General features: G+C 74.6%; 23 protein-coding genes. 8 read left to right on the forward strand and 15 right to left on the reverse strand.

All coding sequences use genetic code 11. The features are described 5' to 3' along the window. Positions 1 to 130 precede the first annotated feature (130 nt). Entirely contained in the window at positions 131 to 1,462 is a 1,332-nt protein-coding gene (locus tag ACFI33_RS01120; protein WP_462623659.1) for a THUMP-like domain-containing protein, read from the reverse strand. A gap of 69 nt (positions 1,463 to 1,531) precedes the next feature. Between ACFI33_RS01120 and ACFI33_RS01125 the strand changes: the two genes are divergently transcribed. From ACFI33_RS01125 to ACFI33_RS01145, 5 genes are all read left to right on the forward strand, one after another. Then, complete coding sequence (locus ACFI33_RS01125; RefSeq protein ID WP_127435573.1) at positions 1,532 to 2,728, forward strand: glutamate--cysteine ligase; 1,197 nt, start codon at positions 1,532 to 1,534, stop codon at positions 2,726 to 2,728. A gap of 82 nt (positions 2,729 to 2,810) precedes the next feature. Continuing rightward, positions 2,811 to 3,986: an alcohol dehydrogenase catalytic domain-containing protein gene (locus ACFI33_RS01130; RefSeq protein ID WP_158183906.1), complete on the forward strand. Its 1,176-nt coding sequence runs from the start codon at positions 2,811 to 2,813 to the stop codon at positions 3,984 to 3,986. Next, entirely contained in the window at positions 3,983 to 5,014 is a 1,032-nt protein-coding gene (locus ACFI33_RS01135) for an NAD-dependent epimerase/dehydratase family protein (RefSeq protein ID WP_036338029.1), read from the forward strand. The genes ACFI33_RS01130 and ACFI33_RS01135 overlap by 4 nt, the downstream gene beginning before the upstream one ends. Continuing rightward, on the forward strand, positions 5,011 to 5,514 hold the full coding sequence (locus ACFI33_RS01140) for a transglycosylase SLT domain-containing protein (RefSeq protein ID WP_036338026.1): 504 nt from the start codon (positions 5,011 to 5,013) through the stop codon (positions 5,512 to 5,514). The genes ACFI33_RS01135 and ACFI33_RS01140 overlap by 4 nt, the downstream gene beginning before the upstream one ends. Then, complete coding sequence (locus ACFI33_RS01145; protein WP_127435379.1) at positions 5,511 to 6,542, forward strand: cation diffusion facilitator family transporter; 1,032 nt, start codon at positions 5,511 to 5,513, stop codon at positions 6,540 to 6,542. The genes ACFI33_RS01140 and ACFI33_RS01145 overlap by 4 nt, the downstream gene beginning before the upstream one ends. Before the next feature lie 8 nt (positions 6,543 to 6,550). On the opposite strand, the gene ACFI33_RS01150 is transcribed toward ACFI33_RS01145, so the two are convergent. The 13 genes from ACFI33_RS01150 to galE form a co-directional block, all read right to left on the reverse strand. Next, positions 6,551 to 7,081, reverse strand: coding sequence for a hypothetical protein (locus ACFI33_RS01150; RefSeq protein ID WP_036338020.1), 531 nt, complete (start codon positions 7,079 to 7,081; stop codon positions 6,551 to 6,553). A gap of 50 nt (positions 7,082 to 7,131) precedes the next feature. Next, positions 7,132 to 8,223, reverse strand: a complete 1,092-nt coding sequence (tsaD, locus tag ACFI33_RS01155) for a tRNA (adenosine(37)-N6)-threonylcarbamoyltransferase complex transferase subunit TsaD (RefSeq protein ID WP_127435380.1) — start codon at positions 8,221 to 8,223, stop codon at positions 7,132 to 7,134. A gap of 26 nt (positions 8,224 to 8,249) precedes the next feature. Next, complete coding sequence (locus ACFI33_RS01160; protein WP_462623664.1) at positions 8,250 to 8,837, reverse strand: GNAT family N-acetyltransferase; 588 nt, start codon at positions 8,835 to 8,837, stop codon at positions 8,250 to 8,252. After that, a complete protein-coding gene (gene tsaB / locus ACFI33_RS01165; protein ID WP_336575241.1) occupies positions 8,834 to 9,505 on the reverse strand; it encodes a tRNA (adenosine(37)-N6)-threonylcarbamoyltransferase complex dimerization subunit type 1 TsaB in 672 nt (223 codons plus the stop codon). Before tsaB ends, ACFI33_RS01160 begins: the two co-directional genes overlap by 4 nt. A 10-nt stretch (positions 9,506 to 9,515) precedes the next feature. Next, on the reverse strand, positions 9,516 to 10,142 hold the full coding sequence (gene tsaE, locus ACFI33_RS01170) for a tRNA (adenosine(37)-N6)-threonylcarbamoyltransferase complex ATPase subunit type 1 TsaE (protein ID WP_127435640.1): 627 nt from the start codon (positions 10,140 to 10,142) through the stop codon (positions 9,516 to 9,518). After that, the gene (gene alr / locus ACFI33_RS01175; protein ID WP_336575240.1) at positions 10,139 to 11,344 is read right to left on the reverse strand and encodes an alanine racemase; all 1,206 of its coding nucleotides are present in this window, start codon (positions 11,342 to 11,344) and stop codon (positions 10,139 to 10,141) included. The genes tsaE and alr overlap by 4 nt, the downstream gene beginning before the upstream one ends. Then, positions 11,341 to 12,918 carry an NAD(P)H-hydrate dehydratase gene (locus ACFI33_RS01180; protein WP_336575239.1) on the reverse strand — a complete coding sequence of 526 codons (1,578 nt, stop codon included), beginning with the start codon at positions 12,916 to 12,918 and terminating at the stop codon, positions 11,341 to 11,343. Before ACFI33_RS01180 ends, alr begins: the two co-directional genes overlap by 4 nt. Beyond that, the gene (locus ACFI33_RS01185) at positions 12,915 to 13,295 is read right to left on the reverse strand and encodes a holo-ACP synthase (protein WP_010080417.1); all 381 of its coding nucleotides are present in this window, start codon (positions 13,293 to 13,295) and stop codon (positions 12,915 to 12,917) included. Before ACFI33_RS01185 ends, ACFI33_RS01180 begins: the two co-directional genes overlap by 4 nt. After that, positions 13,292 to 14,023, reverse strand: coding sequence for a hypothetical protein (locus tag ACFI33_RS01190; protein ID WP_127445839.1), 732 nt, complete (start codon positions 14,021 to 14,023; stop codon positions 13,292 to 13,294). The genes ACFI33_RS01185 and ACFI33_RS01190 overlap by 4 nt, the downstream gene beginning before the upstream one ends. After that, on the reverse strand, positions 14,020 to 16,149 hold the full coding sequence (glgX, locus tag ACFI33_RS01195; RefSeq protein ID WP_060973418.1) for a glycogen debranching protein GlgX: 2,130 nt from the start codon (positions 16,147 to 16,149) through the stop codon (positions 14,020 to 14,022). Before glgX ends, ACFI33_RS01190 begins: the two co-directional genes overlap by 4 nt. Positions 16,150 to 16,247: 98 nt before the next feature. Beyond that, positions 16,248 to 17,543, reverse strand: coding sequence for a serine hydrolase domain-containing protein (locus ACFI33_RS01200; RefSeq protein ID WP_127435216.1), 1,296 nt, complete (start codon positions 17,541 to 17,543; stop codon positions 16,248 to 16,250). 172 nt (positions 17,544 to 17,715) lie between these two features. Then, positions 17,716 to 19,587: a glutamine--fructose-6-phosphate transaminase (isomerizing) gene (glmS, locus tag ACFI33_RS01205; RefSeq protein WP_095353614.1), complete on the reverse strand. Its 1,872-nt coding sequence runs from the start codon at positions 19,585 to 19,587 to the stop codon at positions 17,716 to 17,718. A gap of 50 nt (positions 19,588 to 19,637) precedes the next feature. Further along, entirely contained in the window at positions 19,638 to 20,693 is a 1,056-nt protein-coding gene (gene galE / locus ACFI33_RS01210; protein ID WP_049146067.1) for a UDP-glucose 4-epimerase GalE, read from the reverse strand. 74 nt (positions 20,694 to 20,767) lie between these two features. On the opposite strand from galE, the gene coaA reads away from it, so the two are divergent. The 3 genes from coaA to mscL are packed head-to-tail and all read left to right on the forward strand — an operon-like array spanning position 20,768 to position 23,007. Continuing rightward, positions 20,768 to 21,778 carry a type I pantothenate kinase gene (coaA, locus tag ACFI33_RS01215; RefSeq protein ID WP_044659424.1) on the forward strand — a complete coding sequence of 337 codons (1,011 nt, stop codon included), beginning with the start codon at positions 20,768 to 20,770 and terminating at the stop codon, positions 21,776 to 21,778. A 3-nt stretch (positions 21,779 to 21,781) separates the two neighbouring features. Further along, positions 21,782 to 22,525 (forward strand): M15 family metallopeptidase, encoded by a 744-nt coding sequence (locus ACFI33_RS01220; protein ID WP_336575238.1) that lies wholly within the window; start codon positions 21,782 to 21,784, stop codon positions 22,523 to 22,525. A gap of 59 nt (positions 22,526 to 22,584) precedes the next feature. Further along, positions 22,585 to 23,007 carry a large conductance mechanosensitive channel protein MscL gene (gene mscL / locus ACFI33_RS01225; RefSeq protein WP_044659423.1) on the forward strand — a complete coding sequence of 141 codons (423 nt, stop codon included), beginning with the start codon at positions 22,585 to 22,587 and terminating at the stop codon, positions 23,005 to 23,007. A 94-nt stretch (positions 23,008 to 23,101) separates the two neighbouring features. Here the strand turns inward: mscL and ACFI33_RS01230 are convergent, their stop codons facing one another. Continuing rightward, positions 23,102 to 23,329, reverse strand: coding sequence for a hypothetical protein (locus ACFI33_RS01230; RefSeq protein WP_010080407.1), 228 nt, complete (start codon positions 23,327 to 23,329; stop codon positions 23,102 to 23,104). Between the last annotated feature and the right edge of the window lie 2 nt (positions 23,330 to 23,331).

Below are 23,331 nucleotides of genomic sequence, written 5' to 3' on the forward strand. Positions count from 1 at the left end.
GTCGGGGTGGTGGGCGCGCTCCCGTGGAGGTGAGCCTTGCCTCAGTCGAATACCGTACACGAGGGTGCCGTAATCCCCCAACGGGGGTTCGACGGCTCCCGCCGCCCGGGGCCCGCGGCCTCGAGCCCCGTCAGTCCAACGGCGTCACCTCGAGGGCGAACCGCGACCGACCCACGCGCGCCAGCACGAGGGTGGCGTGCCGTCCGGCCCCGCCACGCCGGCCCGGCTTCGCCCCGCCGAGGACGGCGCGACGCACCTCCTCGGGCGTCTCGCGGATGCCCCGCTTCTTCACGTCCAGCCGGCCCACCCCGGTCTCCTTCGCCCAGCGCCGCAGGGAGGCCAGGTGGAAACCGTGCACCGCCTCGATCCGATGGGCGCGGGCCAGGCCGTCGTGCACGGGCTCGGGCGCGACGAGGTAGGCCAGGTGGGGGTCCAGCTGCCGCGTCGGCACGGGCCAGGACGCGGCCAGGTCCGTCACGAGTCCGGCCCGGATGACGGCGCCGTCCGGCTCGTGCAGGACCGCGCCGACGAGCCCCGCCATGCCCTCCTCCCCCACGGCCTCGACCTCGGGCGAGTCGCCGAAGTCCGCGCCGGAGACGAGCTGCGCCGTCGTCGTCTCCCCGCCCCGGACGGTCATGACGCGCGCCGCCCGCCGCACCCCGGGGCGGGCCGCCGCGTTGAACCACAGGGCGGCCTCCACGACGTCGCCGTCGACGCTCACCCACTCGGCCTCGGCGCCCGCCGGCACGGCCTCGTGCGGGAGCCCCGGGCCGAGCTTGACACCGAGCGGGACGCCCGTCGCGGCGATGTCCGTCACGACGCTCAGGGGCGGGGAGAACGCCTCGGGGTCGAACACGCGCGCGGACCCGCCCCCGCCGACCTGACGGCGGGCGGGGTCCAGCCACACCGCGTCCGCCTCGGCGGGCACGTGGGCGCGGGCCCAGGCCACGGCGTCGCCGTGCACCACACGCGCTCCGCGGTGGCCGGCGAGGTTCACCTCGGCGGCCGCGGCGACGACGGCGTCCCGCTCCACCGCCACGACGTCCAGGCCCCGGTCGGCGAAGGCGCGCGCGTCCAGGCCGAGACCGCAGCCGAGGTCGGCGACGCGCCGGGCCCCCGCGGCCGCCAGCCGGTCCGCATGCAGGCCCGCGACCAGCGGGCGGGTGGCCTGCTCCAGGCCGTCGCGCGTGAACAGCATCCGGCGCGCCTCCGGCCCGAGGCGGGCCTCCGCCCGGGACCGCAGCGCGGCCTGGGTCAGCGCGGCGGCCACGCGCTCGGGCGGGTGCCCCGCGGCGCGCAGGCGGGAGGAGACCGCGAGCGCGTCGGCCTCGCGGTACCCGGCGAGGGAGTCGAGCAGTGCGCGGCCCTCCGGCTCGAGGACGGGGGCCAGGGCGGTGTCGTCCGCCTCCGAGGCGGCGGCCGTGGGGCGCGGCGGGCGGGAGGCGGGGCGGGGGCGGGCCATGCGCCCCACCCTAGGTCCGAAGCGTGGACCCCGGGCGCAGACCCGGCACGGGCTTCTAGGATGGGCGGCATGACTCTGCCCTTCGCCGACTCCGCGCAGTCCACTCTCGGAATCGAGTGGGAGCTCGCGCTCGTGGATGCCGTGTCCGGCGAGCTGCGCTCCGAGGCCCCGGACCTGCTGCGCACCCTGCATGCGACCGAGGGCCTCGCCGAGGACGACGTGAACCCGCACATGACCAGCGAGCTGCTGCAGAACACGGTGGAGCTCGTCACGGGCGTGCACGAGCGCGTCGACGCCGCGACGGCGGACCTCGGCCGGATCGCCGCGCGCGTGGCCGACGCCGCGGCTGCGCGGGGCATCTCCCTGTTCTGCCAGGGCACGCACCCGTTCGCGGACGCGATCGCGCAGCCCTCGACGCCCAGTGAGCGCTACGACCGCATGCTGGATCTCACCCAGTACTGGGGTCGGCAGCTGCTGATCTTCGGCGTGCACGTGCACGTGGGCCTGGACGACGTCTCCAAGGCCATGCCGGTGGTGAACGGCCTGGTCAACCGCGTGCCGCACCTGCTCGCACTCTCGGCCTCCTCCCCCTTCTGGGCGGGTACGGACACGGGCTACCAGTCCCAGCGCACCCTCCTGTTCCAGCAGCTGCCCACGGCCGGCCTGCCGTTCCAGTTCCAGGAGTGGGAGGACTTCGAGCGCTGCGTGGCCCAGATGGAGCAGGTGGGCATGATCGCGGACGTCACCGAGTGCCGCTGGGACGTGCGGGCCGTGCCCCGCCTGGGCACGGTGGAGATGCGCGCGTGCGACGGCCTGGCCACGCTCGAGGAGATCGCCGCCGTGACCGCCTACACGCAGTGCCTCGTGGACGACCTGTCCGCGAGCCTGGAGCGCGGTGAGACGGTCGAGGTCCTGCCGCCGTGGCACGTGCAGGAGAACAAGTGGCGCGCCGCCCGGTACGGCATGGACGCCACCGTGATCGTGGACGCCCGGGGCACCCAGGTCCCGCTGGCGGAGCACCTGCCGGCGGAGATCGAGCGACTGACCCCGGTCGCCGAGCGGCTGGGCTGCGCGGCGGAGCTCGCCGGCGTCCAGGCGATGATCGACGACGGCGGCGCCGCGCGTCAGCGTCGCGTGGAGGCACAGGCCCTGGCCGGCCCGCCGGCCGCGGGTGAGGACGCGGATGACGCGGTGGCCCCGCTGCGCGCGGTCGTGCTGGACGCCGCCGCCCGCACCCGCGCGTCGCTGGACGGCCGCACCGGCTGAGCGGCCGCTCCCCCGGCGAGGTGGCGGCCCCGCCGCCCCTGCAGGCTTCCGCCGCCCCGCCCGGCGCGTCTACGGTCGCATCATGCGAGCACTCACATGGCAGGGAAAGCGCAACGTCACCGTCGAGGACGTCCCGGATCCTCAGATCCAGGAGCCGACGGACGCGATCATCGAGGTCACCTCGACCGGCATCTGCGGGTCGGACCTGCATCTGTACGAGGTCCTGGGGCCGTTCATGGACGCGGGGGATGTGATCGGCCACGAGCCGATGGGCATCGTCCGCGAGGTCGGGTCCGAGGTCACCCACATCCGGCCCGGTGACCGGGTGGTCGTGCCCTTCACCATCTCCTGCGGCCGGTGCTGGATGTGTCAGCGCGGGCTGCAGTCCCAGTGCGAGACCACCCAGGTGCGGGAGCAGGGCTCCGGCGCCGCACTCTTCGGCTACTCCCGGCTCTACGGCTCCGTCCCCGGCGGGCAGGCCGAGCTGCTGCGCGTGCCCCACGCGGACTACGGCCCCGTGAAGGTGCCGCACACCGGCCCGGATGAGCAGTGGCTGTTCCTCTCGGACGTCGTCCCCACCGCCTGGCAGGGGGTCCAGTACGCGAACGTCCCCGACGGCGGCACGCTCGCAGTGCTCGGCCTCGGCCCCATCGGCCAGCTGGCGGCACGCATCGGCGTGCACCTGGGGTACCGGGTGATCGGCGTCGACCCGGTCCCCGAGCGCCGCGCGATGGCGGCCCGGCACGGCATCGAGGTCCTGGACGCCGACGGCGGCGAGGCCGAGGTGCTCCGCGAGCGCACCGGCGGCCGCGGCCCCGACGGGGTCGTGGACGCGGTCGGCATGGAGGCGCACGCCTCCCCGGCGGGGCATGCGGCCCACACCGCCGTGGGCCTGCTGCCCGACGCGCTCGGCCGGGCGGCCATGAAGACCGCCGGCGTCGACCGCCTGAGCGCCCTCCACACCGCGATCGACGCGGTCCGGCGCGGCGGCACGGTGTCGCTCTCCGGGGTCTACGGCGGCATGAAGGACCCGATGCCGATGCTCACCCTGTTCGACAAGCAGGTCACCCTGACGATGGGCCAGTGCAACGTCCGTCGCTGGGTGGACGACCTGCTGCCCCTGCTCGACGACCCGTCCGACCCCCTCGGCGTGCTCGACCTGACCACGCACACCGCCCCGCTCGAGGATGCCCCCGCCCTCTACGAGACGTTCCAGAAGAAGGAGGACGGCTGCGTCAAGGTGGTCCTGAAGCCGTGAGGATCGTCGTCCTGGGCGCCACCGGCAACGTGGGCACCGCTGTCCTGCACCGCCTCCAGGCCGCGGACGAGGTGAGCTCGATCGTGGGCGTGAGTCGGCGCGGCCCGGACCGGGCCGGAGCGCCCTACGACGGCGTCGAGTGGCACCGCCTGGACGTCGCGGAGCCCACGGCGGCGGGGCGGCTGCACGACATCGTCGCCGGCGCGGACGCCGTCGTCGACCTGGTGTGGGTGATCCGCCCCAACCGCGACCGCGACCACCTGCGCGCCGTCAACGTGGCCGGCAACGAGCGCGTGTTCCGGGCCGTGGCCGAGGCGGGCGTGCCGCACCTGGTCTACGCGTCCTCGGTGGGCGCGTACGGGCCCGGCCCGAAGGGCCGCGCCGTGGCCGAGTCCCATCCCACCACCGGGGTCCCCACCTCGCACTACGCCGCACAGAAGGCCGAGGTCGAGTCGATCCTCGACCGCGTGCAGGCCGAGCACCCCGAGATGCTCGTGACCCGGCTGCGCCCCGGGCTGATCTTCCAGTCCGCCGCCGGGCCCGAGATCAAGGACTACTTCTTGGGCGACCTCGTCCCCGCCCGGCTGGTCGCCCGCCTGCGCGCTCCGGTGCTGCCGTTCCCGCGGGGCCTGCGATTCCAGGCGCTCACGGCCCAGGACGTGGCGGACGCGTACTGGCGCGTGATCGCCCACCGCGCGGGCGGGGCCTTCAATGTGGCCGCCGAACCCGTGCTGGACGCGCACACCATGGGCACCGTCCTCGGGGCGCGCCGCATCCTGGAGCTGCCCGTGGGCCTGTTCCGAGCGGCCGCGGCGCTGACCTACCGGGCACGGCTGCAGCCCACCGACCCGGGGTGGGTGGACATGGCGGCGGCGGTGCCCATCATGGACACCACGGCCCTGCGCGCCGCGACCGGCTGGTCCGAGACCACCGACGCCCGGGAGGCGGTCCGCCTCGTGCTCGACCATCTCGACGGCGCCGAAGGCCTCGGCAACGCCGGGCACCGCTCGCACTCGCCCACGGAATGAGGACGAGGACCCTCACCCGCCGGGCCGCCCTGACGGGCCTGCTCGGGAGCGCCGCCCTCGGGTTCACCGCCTGCACCTCCTCCGGCTATCCCGCCGACCCGGACGGCACCCTGGACCGCGTCACGGGCGGGGTGCTGCGCGTCGGCGTCGTGCACCACCCGCCTCACGTGGACGTCTCGGGCGCCGAGCCCGTCGGCCCCGAGCCCGACCTGATCCGCGGCTTCGCCGCGGCGCACGACGCACGCGTCGAGTGGACCGTGGCCGGGGAGGAGGCGCTCATGACCGCACTGGAGAAGGGCGACGTGGACCTGGTGGCCGGCGGCCTGACCTCGGCGTCCCCGTGGACGTCGCACGCGAGCATCACCCGCGACTACGCCGAGGCGCAGGGTCCGGACGGCGAGCCGGTGAAGCTCGTGATGGCCGTGCCCCTGGGTGAGAATCAGATGCTCACGGCCCTCGAGGCGTACTTCGACCAGCGCGCAGCGGAGGCTGCCCGATGACGCGGCAGGACACCCGCGAGAGGGGGCCGAGCGGGCGCCGGTTCGGCGCCACGGAGCTGCCCCCGGAGATCGAGCGCGTGGTCCAGCAGGCCAAGCGGCTCGAATGGGCGACGCTGGGGGTGATCGTGGTCACGATCGTCCTCGTGGCGGTCGTGATGGGCTCCTCGCAGGCCATGCGGGCCGCGTGGATCGAGGACCTGCTCTCCCTGATCCCGCCGATCGCGTTCCTCGTCGCCCTGCGCGTGGCCCGCATGGCCCCGACGCGGGCCCGGCCCTACGGCTCTCACCGGTCCGTCGGGGTGGGGCACCTCGTGGCCGCCGTCGCCCTGTCCGTGATGGGCGTGGTCCTCGTCTGCGACTCCCTCCTGGGCCTGGTGACGGCGGAGCACCCGCCCATCGGCACGTTCCACCTGTTCGGGCACACCGTGTGGCAGGGCTGGTTCATGATGGCCGTGATGGCCCTGTCCGTGCCGGGGCCCATGATCCTCGGCCACAAGAAGCTCAGGCTGGCCGAGCAGCTCCACGACCGCGTGCTGTACGCGGACGCGGACATGAACAAGGCGGACTGGCAGACGGGCGTGGCGACCATCGTCGGCGTGGCCGGCATCGGCCTGGGCTGGTGGTGGGCGGACTCCGCTGCGGCGATCTTCGTGGGCGTGAGCATCGTGCTGGACGGCTGGAAGAACCTGAAGGAGGCCGTCACGAACCTGGCGGACCGTCGCGCCGCCACGATCGAAGGCGCCCGGCCGCACCCGCTCATCGACCGTGCCGAGCGGGTCGCCTGGGCGGAGCCGTGGGTGCGCCACGCGGGCGCCCGCGTCCGGGACGAGGGCCACGTGTTCCACGTCGAGATGTTCGTGGTGCCGCACGAGGGGGCGGATGTGACGGTGAGCCGCTGCTGCGCGCTGCGGGACGCGATCGCCGACCTGGACTGGAAGCTGCAGGACGTCGTCGTCGCCCCGGTGGCCGAGCTGCCCGCCGAGGTGCACGGCGGCCGGTCCGGGGAGCATCAGACGGGCGAGGAGTAGCCCGGGCCTCAGCCGGTCAGGAACCGGCCCTCGAGGGTGGCGGAGGTGATGCGCTGGACCTCGCGCTGCTGGTCCGCGGCGTTCTCGCGCAGGGCGTGCATCTCGGCGGCGTCGACCGCCGGCAGGTGCGGAGCCAGCTGTTCGAGGACGTGCCACATCGCGGACTTGGCCTGGAGCATGCCCTGCAGCAGGTCCAGTTCGATCTGCGTCCAGCCGGAGCCGCGCGTGCGCAGCGCGTTCACGGGGTTGAGGCGTCCACCGACCTCGGCCGCCGCTCCGGCGGCCCGGTCCACCAGCGGGGTGCGGAGGCCCAGCTCGCCGATGAGCGCCTCGAGGCGGTCCTGGTCGTCCTGGACGGCGTCGCCGAGGCGGCGCAGCGCGGCCTCCTGCGAGGTGCCGGCCCAGGTCTGCTCGGCCGCGCGGAACGCCTTCACACCGGAGCGGGAGCCGAGCAGGTGCTGATTGAGGAAGTCCTCCAGCATCTGCTCGTCTACGGCGGCGGAGGTGGACTCGGGGCGGGGGTGCTCATGGCCGGTCATGGGCCCTGTCTACGGAACGCGTGGGCGTGGCGGCAAGAGACCGGGCGCGGTCAGACGCTGACGACCTCGACCGGCTGTCCCGGGTCCGCGCCGAACCACGCGTCGGAGGGGGCGACGCCGTCGCGCACCAGGCGTGCGCCGAGCGCGGCGACCATCGCCCCGTTGTCGGTGCACAGGTTCACGGGCGGGACGGTCAGCTCGATGCCGGCGGAGCGGCACCGGTCGGAGAGCAGGGCGCGCAGGCGCGAGTTCGCCGCGACGCCGCCGCCGAGCATCAGGTGGGTGAGCCCGTGCTCGCGGCAGGCGCGGACGGCCTTGGCGGTGATCACGTCCGCGACGGCCTCCTGGAAGGAGGCGGCGATGTCCGCGCGCGGCACCTCGAGGCCGCGCGCCTCGAACTGCTCCACGGCGCGGGAGACGGCTGTCTTCAGCCCGGAGAAGGACCAGTCGTGCCGGTGCGGGCCGGGCTCCTCGGCGCTGCCGACGAACTTGCCCGCGGTGAGCCCGCGCGGGAAGCGGAAGGCCGTCGGGTCGCCCTGGGCGGCGAGCCGGTCGATCACGGGGCCCCCGGGATAGCCCGCCCCGATGAGCCGGGCGACCTTGTCATACGCCTCGCCGGCCGCGTCGTCGATGGTCGAGCCCAGCAGCTCGACCTCGGAGCTGATCCGGCCCACGCGCAGGATCTCGGTGTGCCCGCCGGAGACGAGCAGCGCGCCCAAGTCCGCGGGCAGGTCGTCCCACTGCGCGGGCCGCACGCCGTCCAGTATGCCGACGCCCACGTGCGCCACGAGGTGGTTGATGCCGTAGAGGGGCGTGTCGAGGGCCGTGGCGAGCGCCTTCGCCCCTGCGACCCCCACCATGAGCGCGCCCGCCAGACCCGGGCCGGAGGTGACGGCGATCGCGTCGAGGTCCGCGAGGGTGACGTCGGCGGTGTCCAGGGCGCGGCGGATCGTGGGCACGAGGGCCTCGAGGTGGGCGCGGGCGGCGATCTCCGGGATCACGCCGCCGAAGCGCACGTGCTCCTCGACGGAGGAGGCGACCTCGTGGGCCAGCAGGGCGGTGCCGCGGACGACGCCGACGCCGGTCTCGTCGCAGGAGGACTCGATGCCGAGCACGAGGGGGGCTGCGGTGGCGGTGGGCATGGGCTCCAGTCTAGTGAGCGGACGGGTCACAGGGCCTTGCGCATGATCACGGCGTCCTCGCCGCCCGGGTAGTAGTGGCGGCGCACATGCAGCTCCTGGAATCCGTGGCGCGCGTAGACCCGCCGGGCGGCGGCGTTGGAGGCCCGGACCTCGAGCATGAGCGAGCTCGCACCGCGCGCCGCGGCCTCCGCGGCCATCCAGCGCAGCTGGGCCGCTCCGATCCCCCGCCCCTGCGCCGCCGCGACCGTGCCCACGGTCTGCACGTCGGCGACGTCGCCGACCACCATGATCCCGCCGTAGCCGACGATCTCGCCGGGGGCGGGGCCGTCGTCGTCCGCGGAGCCGGGCGCGGCCACATCGCGGACGACCACGCGGTAGTCCCGGGTGGGCGGGCGGCCGTGCGCGTCCCGTCCACCGGCGGGGCCGGTCTGGGCGAGCTCCTCCTCGTAGAAGTGCGCGGGCCAGGCGTCGAGCGGGAAGAGCGTGGCCTCGTGGGCGAGCACCTCGGGGATGTCCCACACAGTCATGGGGCGCAGCAGGTACCCGGGCGGCAGCCCGTGCTCGTCCTCGGCGGGGCGCCCGTCGTCGGTCGGGGCCGGCTCGGCCGGGCTCACGCGCCCGCCCGCTTGCGGGGGCCGGGGACCTGGGCGTCGGACTCGCGCAGGTAGAGCGGCTCGGCGGGCACGAGGCCGCGGCCGCGCCGCAGGGCGAGCTCGGCCACCTGCCCCACCCCGACGGCGGACGGCGTGGCCGTCTCCCAGTCCGGCACCGCGCGCAGCGCCTCGGGGTAGAGCCCGGCCCCCGCGCCGTAGACAGGCAGCGGGGTGACCTCGTCCGCCGGCGAGACGAAGGGGCCGTGCAGCAGGGTCGGCTGCCCGCCGACCTGCGCGTAGTGGGCCCAGTAGACCTCGCGGCGGCGGGCGTCCGTGGCGACCACGAACTCCTCGATCCCGTGGCGGAAGGCGTCGACGCCGGCCGTGTGGGCGAGCGCGTCGAGGCTGCGGACCCCGTGCACGGGCACGTCCCAGGCCAGGCCGAGGGCGGCCGCCGTCGCCAGGCCCGCGCGCAGTCCCGTGAAGGGTCCGGGGCCGACGCCGACCGCGAGCGCGTCCAGCGCGGTGCCGGTGACGCCGGCCTCGCCGAGCACGGTCTGCACCGCGGGGGCGAGCACCTCGGCGTGGGCGTGGGTGTCGTCCGTGGCCCAGCGCGCGAGCTCCTCACCGTCCCGCAGGACGGCGACGGAGGCGGCGGCGGAGGAGTCGATCGCGAGGAGCAGGGCCATGGCGGCCAGTCTACGGAAGCACGACGCCGGCCCAGCGCGGGCCGCGGCCGGTCACGACGGCCGAGCGCAGCTCATCGGCCTGGCCTCCGTCCTCGTCGGAGAAGTCGGTGACGATGCCGTCGTCGCCCTCCCCCGCCGGGGCCGCGGGAGCGTCCTCACCCCCGCGGGCCCGGACGATCTCGATGTCCAGCCACGAGGCGTCCGGGTCCTCGGGGAACCCGGCGAGGGACTCGGCCATGCCCCGGCCCCACTCGACGACGGTCACGGAGCGGTCCACGCTCGCGTCCAGGTCGAGGTCCGTGAGCTCCCCCGCCGAGCGCAGCCGGTACGCGTCCACGTGCACGAGGTCCGGGGTGCCCGCCGGGGCGTCGGCCGGGGCGGGGTGGACGCGGGAGAGGACGAACGTCGGCGAGACCACGCCGGAGGCCACGCCGAATCCGCTGGCCAGCCCCTGGGTGAAGGTCGTCTTGCCCGCGCCGAGGTCGCCCGTGAGGATCAGCACGTCGCCGGCGCGGAGCACCCCGGCGAGGGCGCGGCCGAACGCCCGGGTACCGTCGGCGCCCTCGAGCGGGACCGTCGCCGTCAGCACGGGCTCGGGCAGGGTCGGGCCGGGGGCGGGGAACTCGTGGTCGCTCATGGGCGGGCCTCCTGGGTCGACGTGGGGTCCACGTGCTGCTGGTCCACGCGGCCTCCGATGCGGGTCACCAGCTCGTAGTTGATCGTCCCGGCGGCCGCGGCCCACTCCTCCACCGGAATGCCGGAGGCCGGTCCGAACAGCTCGACGGCGTCGCCGGGCGCGTCCGCGGCGTCCGGGCCGAGGTCCACCACGAACTGGTCCATCGCGATGCGGCCCACCACGGGGACGGTCCGGCCGCCGACCTGGACGCGCGTGCCCTCGACGACGCGCGGGACGCCGTCGGCGTAGCCGACGGGCACGAGCCCGAGGGTGGTGGGCTCCGCCGTGACGTGGCGGAATCCGTAGGACACGCCCTGCCCGGCGGGGACTGCCTTGACGTTGGCCAGGACGGTGACGAGGGACATGGCCGGGCGCAGTCCGAACTCGGCGGCGGTGACGTCCGCGAACGGGGAGAGCCCGTACAGGCCCAGGCCGACGCGCACCATGTCCAGGTGCGTGTCCGGCCGGGCGAGGGCGGCGGGCGTGTTGGCCAGGTGGCGCAGCAGCGGGTGGCCGAGCGTCTCGGCGGCCTCGGCGGCCATCCGTTCGAACCGCAGCAGCTGCGCCGTGGTCTCGGCGGCCCGGTCCGGCTCGTCCGCCACGCCGAGGTGGGAGAACACGCCCTCCACCCGCACGAGGCCCGCGGCCTCGAGCTCGGCGGCATGCGCCACGAAGGCGGGCCACCGCTCGGGCGTGCAGCCGTGGCGGCCCAGGCCGGTGTCCGCCTTCAGATGCAGGACCGCGCGGGCCTCGGGTCCGGCCCCGCCACGGGCCCGCAGCCCGCGGACGGCGTCGGCGACGGCGTCCAGGTCCCAGCCCGAGACGCCGAGGGTCACCTCCGCCTCCACCGCGGCGGCGAAGTCCGTGGCCCCGGTGTGCAGCCACGCGAGCACGGGCAGGGGCACCCCCGCCGCGCGCAGGGCCAGGGCCTCGCGCACGTGGGCCACCCCGAGCCGGTCCGCGCCGGCGGCCGCGGCAGCACGGGCGACGGCCACCGCGCCGTGGCCGTAGGCGTCGGCCTTGACGACGGCGGTCAGCAGCGGCCGGCTGCCGTCGGGGCGCCGGATCCGCTCCCGCAGCACGCCCACGTTGTGCCGGACGGCCGCCAGGTCGATGCGTGCGGCGCGCTCGGTGTCCGCCGGGTCGACGTCGGCGCGGCTCATCGGACGGCCTCCGGCTCGGCGTCGTCCGGCCACCACAGGCGCGCGACGCGCGCGCCCAGCGCGGTCGGCAGCGTGGCCGTGGTGATCCGCCCGGCGCGGGCCTGGCCGGCCCCGGCCTGGGCATGCAGCCAGGCGGCGGCGGCCGCGAGCCGGGCCGTGGGCGCCGGGCCGGGATCCTCCCCGGCCCGGCGCGCCCGCGAGCGCCGCGCCACGTCCGCGGCCAGGACGGCACCGATCGCCCCGGAGAGCACGTCGCCGGTGCCGCCCATCGCGAGTTCGGGCCCGCCGCCGGTCACGACCCACGCCTCGCCGTCCGGGGCGACCACGAGGGTGCGCGGGCCCTTGAGCAGGACGGTGGCCCCGTGCGCAGCGGTCCACGCCCGCAGCGCCGCGAGCGGGTCGGCGGCGTCGTCGCCGTCCGCGGGGACGCGCTCGCGCAGCCGGGACCACTCCCCGGCGTGCGGCGTCAGGACCACGGGCGTGCCGGCCGCGCGCAGCGACCGCAGCTCGGCGGCGGTGACCAGGTCCAGGGCCGAGGCGTCGGCGACCAGGGCCGCCTCCGGCCGTTCCTCGAGCGCGGCGAGGACGCCGGCCCAGCGCCGCCGCGCGTCGTGCTCGGTGTCCAGGCCGGGACCGGCCACCCAGGCGTCCGCGCGCGACGGCTCGGGCCCCTCCGCCGAGACCAGCGCCTCGGGGTGGGCGGCGAGCACCAGGTCCCGGGTGGTCTGCGGGCCGGCGTGGTGCACCATGCCCGCGCCCGCCTGCAGCGCGCCCGCGCTCGCGAGCACGGCGGCCCCCGGGTAGCGCTCCGATCCGGCGACGACGGCCACCACGCCGCGCGTGTACTTGTGGGCCTCGGCCGCGGGGGCCGGGTGGGCGGCCCGTGCGGCGGCCTCGTCCATCACGCCCAGCCGCGTGGCCGGCGACGTCGGCAGGTGCGGTCCCAGCCCGATGTCCACCACGTGCACGACGCCCGCGCGCGCGGCCCCCTCCCCGAGGACGAGGCCGGACTTGAGGGCGCCGAACGTCACGGTCGCGTCCGCGGACAGGGCCTCCCCCCGCACCTCGCCGGTGTCCGCGTCCACACCGGAGGGCACGTCGCACGCCAGCACGAGCGCGTCCGCCGGCAGGGCGCGCGCCGCGGCGGGCAGCTCATACTCGCCGGTGAAGCCCGTGCCGAGCACGCCGTCCACCACGAGCGCGGCCTCGGGCGGCACCGCGTCGGCACGTCGTCCCCCGGCCGCCCGCAGCGCAGCCCAGCCCTCGGCGTGCCAGCGCGGGGCGCCGTCGTCGTCCCGGCGGACGGGCACGGCGACCGCGGCCACGCCCCGGCGGCGCAGGAAGGCGAGGGCGAACAGCGCGTCCCCGCCGTTGTTGCCGGGGCCGACGAGGGCGGCCACGGTCGCCCCGGCCACGGGGCCGCGCTCACGCAGCAGGGCGGCGGCGTGCTCGGCCAGGGCCCAGGCGGCGGCGCGCATCAGCTCCGGGCCGCGCCCGGCCGCGAGCAGGGGCTCCTCGGCCGTGCGCACGGCCGAGCCGGTCACGGCGATGCGGGTCAGGTCATCGGCGGTCATGCGGACTCCTCCTCGGCCGCGCGGCGTTCGGCGACCACGTAGGCGGTGGCGACGTCCCCGTCATGGCTGAGGGAGAGGTGCCAGTGGGTGATGCCCAGGGCCTCGGCCTGGGCCTGCACGGTGCCGGTCAGGTGCACGGTGGGGCGGCCGTCGCCGTGGTCCGGGCGCGGGATCCAGCAGTGGTGCCACATCATCCCGGGCGGGGCGCCCATGGCCTTGGCGATCGCCTCCTTGGCGGCGAAGCGCGCGGCCAGCGAGCGCAGCGGCAGGTCCCGCTCGTCCTCGGTGAACAGGCGTGCGCGCAGCGCCGGGGTGCGCTCGAGCTGCGCCCGGAACCGCGGGACGTCCACCACGTCCACCCCCACGCCGACGATCACGCCGCCCCCGCCCGCCGGGCGCCCACGACGACGGCGCCGGCCTCGTCCCCGACGGGCTGCCCGCGCAGTCGCTTGGCCAGGTCGAGCGGCCACTGCAGCACGCCGGGCAGCTGCTGGTCGCAGCCCGGCGTGAGCATCGCCTTCCCGTAGGCCAGCACGCCGTAGACGCCGTGCTGCAGGCGGCCGAGCCGGTCGAAGCCGGCGTCGAACGCGTACAGGGACACACGGCCCTCCTCGAGTGTGAGGCACCGCTCCGCCAGCAGCCGCGCACGCTCCACGTGCTGGTGGAAGGTGAGCACGCCCAGGTGGTGCAGGCCCAGCTCGCGCATGCGGTCGGCCGCGTGGACGACCTCGCCCTGGGTGGTCACCGGATCGGGCGCGAAGCACTCGACGGTGACGCCTTCCAGCCGCGGGTCGCGCTCCTCCGGGCCGCCGCACAGCTTCTCGTGCCCGTCCGGCCCCAGGTACGCGGAGACGAAGAGCCGGTCGGTGACACCGGACGCGGCGAGCTCGATCGCGGCGTCGTAGACGCGGGGCTGGCTGTAGAGGACGAGGAGGGCGTCCACGCGCGGTGCGTCGTCCGGGTGCGGGTCCGTCACGGCGTGCGTGGCCCATCCCGCGCCGAAGGCCAGTCCCAGCGCCGCCAGGGTCGCCACGGTGGCGCAGAGGGCCCGCGCCCACCGCGGCAGGCCACGGCGGACGCGCCCCCGGTCGACCCGCTCGTTCATGCGCCCTCGGGGACCTGCCGCAGCACGACGGTGGAGCGGGCCGGGAGCTCAAGCACGTCCCCGGCACGCACGCGGGGGTGCGAGCCGCTCGGGGCGACGTGGGACGAGGTGTCCACGACGACCTCCCACTCGGCCGGGAACGTGGGCCCGGGCAGGGTGTACGGCACGGGCTCCCACCACGCGTTCATGAGGACGTAGAAGTCCCGGTAGGGCTCCTCCCCTTCCTCGTCCCCGCGGGGGAGCGTGTGCCCGTTGAGGTAGAAGCCGATCGACCGGGCCTCGGCGCCCCAGTCGTCCTCCGTCTTGGCGGTCGCGTCCGGCTCGAGCCACACGATGTCCGGCAGGGGCGCCTCGATGTCGCGGGCCGCGGGGCGACCGTCGAAGTGGTGGCGACGGCGGAACACCGCGTGGTCACGGCGCAGCGCGATCAGGTCGCGGGTGAACGCCACGAGCGAGTCGTCCATGGCGGACCAGTCGATCCACGAGATCTCGTTGTCCTGGCAGTAGACGTTGTTGTTGCCGCCCTGGGTGCGGCCCAGCTCGTCGCCGTGGCTGATCATGGGCACGCCCTGGCTGATCAGCAGGGTGGCCAGGAAGTTGCGGCGCTGGCGGGCGCGGAGCGTCACGACCTCGGGGTCGTCGGTCTCCCCCTCCACGCCGCAGTTCCACGAGCGGTTGTGCGCCTCGCCGTCGTTGTTGTCCTCGCCGTTGGCCTCGTTGTGCTTCTCGTTGTAGGAGACGAGGTCGCGCAGCGTGAAGCCGTCGTGGGCCGTGACGAAGTTCACGGACGCACCGGGGCCGCGCCCGTCCCCCTCATAGAGGTCGGCCGAGCCGGTCAGGCGGGTGGCGAACTCGCCGAGGGTGCCGGGCTCGCCGCGCCAGAAGTCGCGTACCGCGTCCCGGTACATGCCGTTCCACTCGGACCAGAGGCCGGGGAAGTTGCCCACCTGGTAGCCGCCCCAGCCCACGTCCCACGGCTCGGCGATGAGCTTGACGGTGCGCAGCACCGGGTCCTGGCGGACCACGTCGAAGAACCCGGAGAACATGTCCGGGCCCTGCTCCCCCTCCACCCGGGTGAGGGTGGTGGCCAGGTCGAACCGGAAGCCGTCCACGTGCATCTCGGTGACCCAGTAGCGCAGGGAGTCCATGACCAGCTGGAGGGCCTTGGGGCTGGAGAGGTCCACCGAGTTCCCGGTGCCCGTGTAGTCCATGTAGTGCCGCTCGTCGCCCTCGACGAGGTGGTAGTAGCCGGCGTTGTCCAGCCCGCGCAGGCTGAGCATGGGGCCCTTGTCGTTGCCCTCGGCCGTGTGGTTGTAGACCACGTCGAGGATCACCTCGAGACCAGCGGCGTGCAGGTCCTTCACCATCTGCTTGAACTCGCGGACCTGGCCGCCCACCTCCGAGGAGGAGGCGTAGGCGGCGTGCGGGGCGAAGAAGCCGAGCGTGTTGTAGCCCCAGTAGTTGCTCAGCCCCTTCTCCTGCAGGGTGGCGTCGTTGACGAACTGGTGCACGGGCATCAGCTCGACGGCGGTCACCCCGAGCTCGGTCAGGTGGCGGACCACCTCCGGGTGGGCCATGCCCGCGTAGGTGCCGCGCAGCTCCTCGGGGACGGCGGGGTGCAGCTTGGTCATGCCCTTGACGTGGGTCTCGTAGATCACCGTGTCCGTGAGCTCGACGGCGGGTGGGGCGTCATCGCCCCAGTCGAAGTCCTCGGCGACGACGACGCCGAGCATGCTCGTGCCCAGGTTGTCCGAGGTGTCGATGCGGTCCGGCTCGTCGAAGTCGTACGAGTGGTGCTGCTGGCCCCACTCGTAGTCGCCGGTGAACGCCCGCGCGTACGGGTCCACGAGGATCTTGGCCGGGTTGTGCCACAGGCCGCGGGCGGGGTCCCAGGGGCCGTGCACGCGGTAGCCGTAGCGCTGCCCGTGGCCGATGCCCGCCACGTGGGCGTGCCATGTGGTGCCGTGCCGCTCCTCGAGAGGGATGCGCGTCTCCGTGCCGTCGTCGGCGACGAGGCACAGCTCGACCGCCTCCACCTCGCGGGAGACCGCGAGGGCGAAGTTGGTGCCGGTCTCGTCCACGGTGGCCCCGAGGGGGTACGGCTGGCCGATCTCCACTGTGTGCATGACTCTCCGGGGTCTCGTCGTGCGGCCCGCCGGGTGCGGCGGGCCTCCTCGGGGAGTCTACTGGCGCGGGCAGACACCATGCCGGGACGTCGATCCGCTCAGACGAGTCGGGCTCCGCGGGCGGCCATGTCCGCCACGGCACGGCGCGAGGCGGCTGCGCCGCCGCGGACCAGGCGGTCGCGGGAGGCCGGGGCGTCTGCGGCATTGACCACGAACGCGGTGCGCATCAGCGCCAGCTCCTTCGCGAACACCTCGTCCCAGCCCTCCTGCCAGTACGGCCGGCCGATGTAGGTGAACGCGAACGCACGCTCGCCGGCGCGGGAGCACAGGGCCAGGGAGACGGAGCCGAAGCCGGCGCCGTCGTGGCCGACCAGCACCTCGCCGGCGTGCTCCGGCGCCGGGTCCGCGACCAGGAACAGGCCGTAGCCGTAGCCGGCCTGGGCGGCCGGGCCGACGGGGGTGACCATGAGGTCCACGGTCTGCTGCGAGACCAGCTCGCCCCGCATGAGGGCCTGATAGAAGCGGGTGACGTCCGCGGCGGTGGTGTTCACCGCGGCGGCGGAGGCGAAGATCGACTGATCGATGGTCTCGAGGGCCTTGGCCTCGTGCGGACGCACGGCCGCGTCCTGCATCTCCGCGCCGCGGACGAGGGTGCCGTGCTCGAGGCGGGTGCGGTGCATGCCGGCCGGGCGGAAGACGCGGTCCCGGATGAGCTCGGGCATCCGGCGACCGGTGACGGCCTCGACCATCATCTCCACCACGACGTAGCCCGTGTTGGAGTAGCCGTAGTCGGTGCCGGGCTCGAACCACCAGTCGGCCTGCTTCGCCAGCTCGACGAGCTCACGCTGGCCGTAGGAGCGGGAGACGACGTCCGCGAGCTCGTCGAAGTCCAGCTCGAAGAGGGACTGGCCGCGCATGATCACCCAGATGGCGTCCGGCATGCCGGAGGTGTGGTTCAGGAGCATCGAGAGGGTGACCCGGTCCTCGATGTCAGGCCACAGGCCCGGGAGGACGTCGCCGATCGTGGAGTCCAAGGACAGGGTGCCGTGCTCGACCTCCTGCAGGGCGACGGTGGCGACCATGCCCTTGGTGACCGAGGCGATCCGGGCCACGGAGTTCGCCCGCGCCGGGGCGTTCGCGTGCAGGCCGCGGGTGCCGGAGGCGGTGTCGAAGCGGCCGGCCGGGCCCACCACGGAGCAGACGGCGCCGACGGCAGGCCACTGCACGACGGCGTCGAGGGCGTCCTGGATCGCCCGTTCGTCCAGGCCGCGGCCGGAGCGCGGGTTCGGACCCTGCGGGGCGGCGACGGCGGAGGAGGCGACGGCGGGGGGCAGCACGAGGCCGGCGAGACCGACGGCCATGCCCTGGGCGAACTGGCGGCGGGTGGGGCGCATCGAGGCGTCCTTTCGAGAAGTGTGACGGCGGTCACCCAGGCGGGTGTGGTCACACTCTAGCCCGCGACGCCACAGCGACGGGGACCCGGGCGCCGGGGGCAGGAACCCAGAAAGCGGACGGCGCCCGTCCCCGGAGAGGGGGCGGGCGCCGTCGTCGTTCAGCCGGAGCGGATCACTCCACCGTGACGGACTTGGCGAGGTTGCGCGGCTGGTCCACGTCGTAGCCCTTCGCCGTGGCGAGCTCGAGGGCGAAGATCTGCAGCGGGACCGTGGTCAGCAGCGGCATGAGCATCGGCTGGGTCTCGGGGACCTCGAAGACGACCTCGGCCTGGCCGCGCACGGCCGCGTCGCCGCGCTCGGCGACGGCGAAGGTGCGGGCGCCGCGGGCGCGGACCTCCTGGATGTTCGAGACCACCTTGGCGTGCAGCGAGTGACGGTCCAGGGGCGAGGGCATGACCACGAAGACCGGCTGGCCGTCGTCGATCAGGGCGATCGGGCCGTGCTTGAGCTCGCCCGCGGCGAAGCCCTCGGCGTGGATGTAGGCGAGCTCCTTGAGCTTGAGCGCGCCCTCCATGGCCACCGGGTAGCCGACGTTGCGGCCGAGGAACAGGACGGAGGTGGCGTCGGCCATCGAGCGGGCGAGCTCCTTGACCTGGTCCTTGCCGGCGAGGATCTCCTCGATCTTGCCGGGGATCGCCCCGAGGTCCGCCAGGATGTCCTTGATCTGGCCGCTGAACAGCTTCTTGTTCAGCTGGGCCAGGTACAGGCCCAGCAGGTAGGCGGCGGTGATCTGCGCCAGGAACGCCTTGGTGGAGGCGACGGCGATCTCCGGGCCGGCGTGCGTGTAGAGCACGGCGTCCGACTCGCGCGGGATCGTGGAGCCGTTGGTGTTGCAGATGGACACGGTGCGGGCGCCCTGCTCCTTGGCGTAGCGGACCGCCATGAGGGTGTCCATGGTCTCGCCGGACTGGGAGATGGACACCACGAGGGTGTGCGGGTCGATGATCGGGTCGCGGTAGCGGAACTCGTGGGAGAGCTCCACCTCCACGGGGATCCGGCACCAATGCTCGATGGCGTACTTGGCCACCGTGCCCGCGTAGGCGGACGTGCCGCACGCCAGGACGATGATCTTGTCGACGGCCTTGAGCTCCTCGGGGTCGATCCGCAGCTCGTCCAGCATCAGGGCGCCGGCGGCGTCCGTGCGGCCCAGCAGGGTGTCCTGCACGGCCTGGGGCTGGTCGTGGATCTCCTTCTCCATGAAGGTCTCGAAGCCGCCCTTCTCCGCGGCCGAGGCGTCCCAGTCCACGGTGAAGCGCTTGCCGTCGGCGGGGCCGCCCCGGAAGTCCGAGATCTCGACGGCGTCGGCCGTGATCGTCACGACCTGGTCCTGCTCGAGCTCGATGGCCTCGCGGGTGAAGTCGATGAAGCCGGAGACGTCCGAGCCGAGGAAGTTCTCCCCCTCGCCCAGGCCGACGACGAGCGGCGAGTTGCGGCGCGAGGCCACCACGCGGTCCGGGTGGTCCACGTGCACGGCCAGCAGGGTGAAGGCGCCCTCGAGGCGCTGGGAGGCCAGCTGCATGGCGCGGGTCAGGTCCTGGCCGGCCGCGTTCCGGTAGACGTCGGCGAGGAGGTGGGCGGCCACCTCGGTGTCCGTCTCGGAGAGGAACTCGACGCCCTTGGCGAGCAGCTCCTCGCGCAGCTCGGCGTAGTTCTCGATGATGCCGTTGTGGATCAGCGCCAGGCGGCCCTCGTCCGCCACCTGCGGGTGGGCGTTGCGGTCGGTGGGGCCGCCGTGGGTGGCCCACCGGGTGTGGCCGATGCCGACGAGGCCGGTGGGGATGGGGTGCTCGGCGAGCTCCTCGGCGAGGTTGGCGAGCTTGCCCGCCTTCTTCCGGTGGTACAGCTGACCGCCGTCCACCACGGCCACACCGGCGGAGTCGTATCCGCGGTATTCGAGACGGCGCAGGCCCTCCATCAGGACGTCGAGAGCGCCGTGCTCACGATCCGACTGGGGCTGGCCGATGTATCCGACGATTCCGCACATGCGCATGAGAATACCGGGCCGGACCCGTCTTCCGCGCACGGCGGGCCGGCTCACTCCGTCCGGGACGAGAACCCCGCGGGATTGGCCTCCTGCCAGGCCCAGAGGTCCCGCACCATCGCGGTCACATCGCGCCGGGCGTGCCAGCCCACCTCGGCGCCGATCGCGTCCACGGCGGCGCACGACTCGGCGATGTCCCCGGGCCGGCGCTCGACCACGCGGTAGGGGATGCGGCCGCCCGTGACCGCCTCGAAGGCGCGCACCATCTCGAACACGGTGACGCCCTCGCCCCGGCCGATGTTCCAGACCCGGGTCGTCGTACCGCCCCCGGTCGCCACGCGGGCCGCGAGCCATTCGAGCCCGGCCACGTGCGCCTCCGCGAGGTCCATCACGTGGATGAAGTCGCGCACGGCGCTCCCGTCGCGCGTGTCGAAGTCCGCGCCGAACACCCGCAGCTCGGGGTACGCGCCGGAGGCCACCCGCGCCACGAAGGGCATGAGGTTCGCCGGCACCCCGCTCGGGTCCTCGCCCAGCCGCCCGGAGGGATGCGCGCCGACCGGGTTGAAGTAGCGCAGCATCGCCAGCCCGCCGCCGTCGACCGTGGCGCAGACGTCGCGCAGCACCTGCTCCGCCATGAGCTTGGAGTGCCCGTAGGGCGAGACCGGGTCTGTGGCGGCGTCCTCGGCGACCGGCACCGGCGCGCGGTCGCCGTACACGGTCGCGGAGGAGGAGAACAGGACCGTGCGGGCGCCGGCCGCGAGCGCGGCCTCGGCGACGGCGGCCGTGCCGCCCACGTTCACGTCGTAGTAGGCGGCGGGGCGGGTCATCGACTCGGTGGGCGACTTCAGCCCGGCGAAGTGCACGAGTGCGGCCGGGCCGAAGTCCGCGAGCGCCCCGCGGTAGTCCTCGGGGCGGCGGATGTCGGCCACGTGCAGGCGCAGCCGCGACCCGCCCAGACGCGTTCCGGCGAGCTCGGCGACGCGCTCCAGCGACGTCGTCGTCGCCGTGACCAGGCTGTCCAGGACGAGGACGTCGTGGCCCGCCTCGAGCAGCGTGAGCACGGTGTGGGATCCGAGGTATCCGGCACCGCCGGTCACGAGAACGCGCATGGGCCGATCCTATCCGGGCCCTGTGACGTCACGCGGGGGCCCGCTCCGGGCGGGCCGCGGCCATAATGGATCGGGTGACCTACACCCCCCCGACCTCCGAGCTGCCCCTCGTGGGCCCCGAGGAGCCCGCGGACGCCGTGCCCGACGGCCACCAGCGCTCCCCCTTCGTGGAGCTGGACCGCCAGACCTGGGCCCGTCTCGCCTCGGAGATGGCGCAGCCCTTCGACCAGGCGGACGTGGAGCGTCTGCGCGGCCTCGGCGAGCATCTGTCCCTGCGCGAGGTTGCCGAGGTCTACCTTCCGCTCTCGCGCCTGCTGAGCATCAACGTGGAGGCCTCCGCGGCCCTGCGCAGCGCGACCAACGCGTTCCTCGGCGAGCGGACGGGGCGCACCCCGTACGTGATCGGGGTGGCCGGGTCGGTCGCCGTCGGCAAGTCGACGACGGCGCGCGTGCTCCAGGAGATGCTGCGCCGCTGGCCGACCACACCGCGCGTCGAGCTGGTCACCACGGACGGCTTCCTGCACCCCAACGCGGTGCTGCACGAGCGCGGCATCATGTCCCGCAAGGGCTTCCCCGAGTCCTACGACCGCCGCGCGCTGCTGCGCTTCATGGCGGACGTCAAGTCCGGGGCGCAGGAGGTGCGCGCGCCCGTGTACTCGCACATCACCTACGACATCGTGCCGGGCGAGGAACAGGTGGTGCACCGTCCCGACGTGCTGATCGTGGAGGGACTCAACGTGCTGGCCCCGCCGCGCACCCGGGCCGACGGCACCGCCGGGCTCTCCGTCTCCGACTTCTTCGACTTCTCGGTGTACGTGGACGCGCGCGCGTCCTGGATCCGGTCCTGGTACATCGACCGGTTCATGGGTCTGCGCTCGGGGGCCTTCGCCGACCCGCGCAGCTACTTCCACCGGTACTCCTCCCTGTCGGACGCCGAGGCTCAGGCGACGGCCGAGTCCATCTGGGACTCCATCAACGGCCCGAACCTCGAGCAGAACGTGCGCCCGACCCGCGGGCGCGCCCGGCTGGTGCTCACGAAGAACGCGCAACACGAGGTGACCCGCGTGCTGCTGAGGAAGGTCTGATCCATGCGTCGCACCCTCCCTCTCGCCGCGCTGGCCGCGCTCGCGCTGCTCGTGGCCGGTTGCGGCACGCCCGCCGCGGGCCCGTCCTCGGCGACGCCGGCTTCCGGCTCCTCGAGCGCGGCCGCGTCGTCCCGCGCCGCCTCGAGCACGGCGCCGTCGTCGGGCACGCACGCCGACCCGGCCGCCCTCGACGTCGTCGTGAACAAGACCCGCCCCGTGGCCCCGCCCGACTGGGCGCCCTCGGATCTGGTGGCCGTGCCCGGCAGCGAGCTGCCCCTGCGGGCGGAGGCCGCGACGGCGGCCGGTGACCTGCTGGATGCCGCCGCGGCGGCGGGTCACCGCCTCACCACCCTGAGCGCCTACCGCTCGTACGACTACCAGGTCCGGACGTACGGCCACTGGGTCGACGAGCTGGGCCACGCCGAGGCCGACCGCGTCTCCGCTCGTCCGGGGTACTCCGAGCACCAGACCGGCCTGGCCTGGGACGTGGGCGACGCCGCGACCCCCGCGTGTGACCTGGAAGCGTGCTTCGGCGACACCGCCGCGGGCCGTTGGGTGGCCGCGCACGCCGCCGAGTACGGGTTCGTCATCCGCTATCCCGCCGGAGCCGAGGACGTGACGGGCTTCGCCCACGAGCCCTGGCATCTGCGCTACGTCGGGTCCGCGGAGGCGGCCCGGGTCGAGGCGGCCGGCGGCGTCCTCGAGACCGCGCGGGGTCTGCCGCCGGCGCCGGACTACGCGGACTGAGACGCACGACTCGCTCGACGGTGTACCGCGCCGCCTTCGTGACACGTGGGATTCTCCCCATGCTCCAGGGATTCAAAGACTTCATCATGAAGGGCAACGTCCTCGACCTTGCCGTCGCCGTCATCATCGGCGCCGCCTTCGGCAAGATCGTGAACGCGCTCGTCGAGGCGGTCCTCATGCCGCTCATCGCCGCCGCCGTGGGCTCGCCGAACTTCGACTCGTTCGCCGTGCTGACGGTCAACGGCAACGACGTGAAGTTCGGCGTGCTGCTCACCGCGATCGTCAACTTCCTGCTCATCGCCGCGGCCGTGTACTTCGCCATCGTGATGCCGATGAACAAGATGATCGAGGCCCGCAACCGCCGCCTCGGCATCGACCCCGCCGAGGAGGAGGTGGCCGCCGACGTCGCCGTGCTCACCGAGATCCGCGACCTGCTCGCCGAGCGCCGCGGCGGCCCCACCTCCGGGACCACCACCCTCTGATCTCCCCCTGTCCGACGCCGAAGGGCCCGGGACGACTCACACGAGTCGCCCCGGGCCCTTCCTTCATGCCCTCGGCAGCGCGGGGGCCGTGCCCTCAGGGCCGCGACGTCGTCCGGTCCGCGCTGGACCCGGCGTCCGGGGCGACCTCCGAGTCCTGCCGGTCCGGATCCAGGCACGGCAACCACTCCACGGGGGCGCTCTGCCGCGCGCACACGGGCGCGTCCACGGCGAGGAACGCGGCCGACCACAGGACCGCCAGCCCCGCGAGCAGCCCCGCGAACAGGGTCCAGCGGCGGGGCCGGGGGGCCGCGTCCGACGTCATCG

Source organism: Micrococcus sp. PSi08 (genome assembly GCF_054960655.1).

Coding starts and splice junctions, on each gene's coding strand:
- ACFI33_RS01120 (WP_462623659.1), bottom strand. CDS start 1,462: ATGGCCCGCCCCCGCCCCGCCTCCCGCCCGCCGCGCCCCACGGCCGCC.
- ACFI33_RS01125 (WP_127435573.1), top strand. CDS start 1,532: ATGACTCTGCCCTTCGCCGACTCCGCGCAGTCCACTCTCGGAATCGAG.
- ACFI33_RS01130 (WP_158183906.1), top strand. CDS start 2,811: ATGCGAGCACTCACATGGCAGGGAAAGCGCAACGTCACCGTCGAGGAC.
- ACFI33_RS01140 (WP_036338026.1), top strand. CDS start 5,011: ATGAGGACGAGGACCCTCACCCGCCGGGCCGCCCTGACGGGCCTGCTC.
- ACFI33_RS01145 (WP_127435379.1), top strand. CDS start 5,511: ATGACGCGGCAGGACACCCGCGAGAGGGGGCCGAGCGGGCGCCGGTTC.
- ACFI33_RS01150 (WP_036338020.1), bottom strand. CDS start 7,081: ATGACCGGCCATGAGCACCCCCGCCCCGAGTCCACCTCCGCCGCCGTA.
- tsaD (WP_127435380.1), bottom strand. CDS start 8,223: ATGCCCACCGCCACCGCAGCCCCCCTCGTGCTCGGCATCGAGTCCTCC.
- tsaB (WP_336575241.1), bottom strand. CDS start 9,505: ATGGCCCTGCTCCTCGCGATCGACTCCTCCGCCGCCGCCTCCGTCGCC.
- tsaE (WP_127435640.1), bottom strand. CDS start 10,142: ATGAGCGACCACGAGTTCCCCGCCCCCGGCCCGACCCTGCCCGAGCCC.
- alr (WP_336575240.1), bottom strand. CDS start 11,344: ATGAGCCGCGCCGACGTCGACCCGGCGGACACCGAGCGCGCCGCACGC.
- ACFI33_RS01180 (WP_336575239.1), bottom strand. CDS start 12,918: ATGACCGCCGATGACCTGACCCGCATCGCCGTGACCGGCTCGGCCGTG.
- ACFI33_RS01190 (WP_127445839.1), bottom strand. CDS start 14,023: ATGAACGAGCGGGTCGACCGGGGGCGCGTCCGCCGTGGCCTGCCGCGG.
- glgX (WP_060973418.1), bottom strand. CDS start 16,149: ATGCACACAGTGGAGATCGGCCAGCCGTACCCCCTCGGGGCCACCGTG.
- ACFI33_RS01200 (WP_127435216.1), bottom strand. CDS start 17,543: ATGCGCCCCACCCGCCGCCAGTTCGCCCAGGGCATGGCCGTCGGTCTC.
- glmS (WP_095353614.1), bottom strand. CDS start 19,587: ATGTGCGGAATCGTCGGATACATCGGCCAGCCCCAGTCGGATCGTGAG.
- galE (WP_049146067.1), bottom strand. CDS start 20,693: ATGCGCGTTCTCGTGACCGGCGGTGCCGGATACCTCGGATCCCACACC.
- ACFI33_RS01220 (WP_336575238.1), top strand. CDS start 21,782: ATGCGTCGCACCCTCCCTCTCGCCGCGCTGGCCGCGCTCGCGCTGCTC.
- mscL (WP_044659423.1), top strand. CDS start 22,585: ATGCTCCAGGGATTCAAAGACTTCATCATGAAGGGCAACGTCCTCGAC.
- ACFI33_RS01230 (WP_010080407.1), bottom strand. CDS start 23,329: ATGACGTCGGACGCGGCCCCCCGGCCCCGCCGCTGGACCCTGTTCGCG.